The following is a 2,857-nucleotide window of genomic DNA, read 5'->3' as shown; positions in this document are numbered from 1 at the left end:
GTGCTGGAGCGGCTCGACCCCGCCGGTCGCGTGACCGTGGCCGAACTGGTACCCGGCATCATCGAATGGGCGCGCGGGCCGATGGCCGAGCTGACCGCGGGCTGCCTCGACGATTCGCGCGTGACGCTGCGGATGGGCGACGTCGGCGATGCGATCCGTGCGGGCGCGCGCCAGTATGATGCGATCCTGCTGGACGTCGACAATGGGCCCGACGGGCTGACCCGCCCCGCCAACGACGGCCTCTATTCCGCGCGCGGGCTGGACGAGGCGCGCGCCGCGCTACGCCCCGGCGGGGTGCTGGCGATCTGGTCAGCCGCCCCCGACCCCGCCTTCGCCCGCCGTCTGGCGCGCGGCGGCTTCACCGTCGACGAGGTCCGCACCCGCGCGCGCGACAACGGTAAGGGCGCGCACCACGTCATCTGGTTCGCCACGCCGCGGTAAGGTGGGGTTTTGGGGGTCCACGCGAAGACGCGAAGACGCAAAGAAGCTTGATTCGCGCAGAGGCGCTGAGACGCGGAGCTGAATCGATGAGGCGAAGCGTCTTCCTTCCAATCCACTGCTGATGAAGCCGCTTCGCGGATAACGGGCCAGACACCTCTGCGTCTCTGCGTCTCTGCGCGAAAACCTTCTTCTTCGCGTCTTCGCGTCTTCGCGTGAATCAACCCAAACCCGCCATCAACTCATACACCCCGCCCGGCTCCGCCGCGACGAAGCGCGCCGGGTCGATCCCCGCCGCCGCCAGCGCCGCCGCCAGCCCGTCGCGCGGCGCTTCGCGCGGCTCGTCGGTCAGCTGGAACGTGCCCCAGTGGATGCCCAGCGCGCGGCCGACGCCGGCGTCCGCGAAGATGCGCACCGCCTCTGCCGGATCGACATGCTGCGCGGCCATGAACCAGCGCGGTTCGTAGGCGCCGATCGGGATCAGCGCCGCATCGGGCGCGCCCAGCCGCTCGCGCACCGCGTTGAAGATCACGCCGTCGCCATATCCGGTGTCGCCGACGAACCACAGGCTTCCCGCGGGGGTATGCAGGTAATGCCCGCCCCACAGCATCATCCGCGTGTCCGATGGCCAGCGGTTCGACCAGTGATACGCCGGGGTGATCGTCGTCGCGATCCCGTCGCGCAACTCGATCCGCTGCCACCAGTCGCCCGCCACGCAGCGCGCGCCGGGCACCGCGGCGCGGACGATCGCGTCATTGCCCAGCGGCAGCGCCATCAGCGGCGCATCGCGTTCGTGCAGCCGGCGCAGCGTCGCGACGTCGCAATGGTCGTAATGGCCGTGGCTTAGCACGACGATATCGATCGGTGGCAGATCGTCGAACGCGATCCCCGGCGCCGTGACACGGCGCGGGCCGATGCGGCGGAACGGGCTGGCGCGATCCGACCAGACGGGATCGGTCAGGATGTTGATCCCCGCCGCCTGCACCAGCAGCGCGGCATGACCGACCATCGTCACCCGCATGCCGTCATCGACGCGCCCCACCGGCCGCGTGGGCACCACCGGCACCGATCGCGGCCAGCGGGCGGCGCCCCCCGCCAGTTTCCAGCGCAGCACCGCGCCCAGCCCGGCGTCGGTGCGTCGCTGACCGGGATTGAAGAAGCGCGTGCCGTCGAAATGGTCGCTGACCGGGCCGGTGTAATAGGGATTGCGCGCCATGGCCGTGCGCCTACGCCCCGATCGCCGCCGCCGCCAGCCCGCGCACCTCGACCCGCGCCTTCAACCGCGCGGCGAGCAGCGCGGTGCCGCTGACCTTGCGCTGGACGAACAGCGTCTCGACCTGCGGCACATGCCAGGTCGCGCGGTCGGCAATCATCGCCTTCGCTTCCTCCCGTACCACCGGCACGAAGGCGCGGTCGCCGAAGTCGAACGGCCCCGGCCGGTTGAGGGCCACGTCGATCGCGGCGATGATCCTGTCGAGCGCGGCGCGATGCGCGCGCGCCGCCGCCGCGCCGATGAAGCCGGTGTCGACCGCCACGTCGCGGATGCGATCGGTATCGCGTGCCAGCCCCGCCTCGATCAGCCGGCGATAGGCGGCGGCGGTATCCGCCGGCACGTCGCGCACCGCCCCGAAATCGAGCAGCACCAGCGCGCCCGTCTCGGGCTGCCAGCGGTAATTGGCGAAATTGGGATCGGTCTGCATCACGCCGAACTCGAACAGCTCGCGCAACACCAATGTCACCAGCGCGGTCATCACCGCGTCGCGCGCTTCCTGCGGCGCATCGGCCAGCGTCTCCACCGCGCGCCCCTCGACAAAGGTCATCGCCAGCACGCGCGGGGTGGTCAGCTCCTCTGCCAGCTCCGGCACGACATAGCGCGCATCCCCCGCCAGCCGTTCGCGATAGCCGCGCAGCTGCGCGCCCTCGCGCACGTAATCCGCCTCGTCGCGCAGCTGCGTCTTCGCCTCGGCCAGCAGCGGCTTCAGGTCGATCGACGGCGGCAGCACGCCGGATAGGCGCAGCAGCGTCGCGACATTGTCGACATCGGCGTCGATACTGCCGGCGACGCCCGGATATTGCACCTTGATCGCCAGCACGCGCCCGTCCGGCAGCGTCGCGCGATGGACCTGCCCGATCGAGGCGGCGGCGATCGGCGATGCCTCGAAATGGCGGAAGCGGCGGCGCCAGTCGGCGCCCCATTCCTGGCGCAATACGCGGTCGAGCTGCGCGGGCGGCATCCGGTACGCCTGGTTGCGCAGCCGCGCGAGGATCGTGGACAGTTCGGGCGGCAGCATGTCGCCCGCGTCCATCGAGATCATCTGCCCCAGCTTCATCGCCGCGCCGCGCAGGTGCGACAAGCGGTCGGCGACGCGCGTGGCATTGGCCGGGGTCAGGAGCAGGTCACCGACCGATGGCCGTTCCC

General features: G+C 71.0%; 3 protein-coding genes. 1 reads left to right on the top strand and 2 read right to left on the bottom strand.

All coding sequences use genetic code 11. From position 1 onward, the window contains the following. On the top strand, window positions 1-441 hold a 441-nt coding region (locus AX685_RS08800), incomplete at its 5' end, for a spermidine synthase (protein WP_066487654.1). A gap of 217 nt (window positions 442-658) precedes the next feature. Here the strand turns inward: AX685_RS08800 and AX685_RS08795 are convergent. Both AX685_RS08795 and AX685_RS08790 read right to left on the bottom strand, forming a co-directional pair. Beyond that, window positions 659-1,654: an MBL fold metallo-hydrolase gene (locus AX685_RS08795; RefSeq protein ID WP_066487652.1), complete on the bottom strand. Its 996-nt coding sequence runs from the start codon at window positions 1,652-1,654 to the stop codon at window positions 659-661. 10 nt (window positions 1,655-1,664) lie between these two features. Further along, on the bottom strand, window positions 1,665-2,857 hold a 1,193-nt coding region (locus AX685_RS08790), incomplete at its 5' end, for an ABC1 kinase family protein (protein ID WP_066487650.1).

The sequence above is a fragment of the Sphingomonas sp. CCH9-F2 genome, from assembly GCF_001556735.1.
Lineage (GTDB): Bacteria > Pseudomonadota > Alphaproteobacteria > Sphingomonadales > Sphingomonadaceae > Sphingomonas > Sphingomonas ginsenosidimutans.
The sequence above is the reverse complement of the archived record's forward strand: the minus strand, read 5'-3'. Positions and strand labels throughout refer to the sequence as shown.

What these genes read in the sequence shown, in the direction of transcription:
- AX685_RS08795 (WP_066487652.1), bottom strand. Translation starts at nt 1,654, where the DNA reads ATGGCGCGCAATCCCTATTACACCGGCCCGGTCAGCGACCATTTCGAC.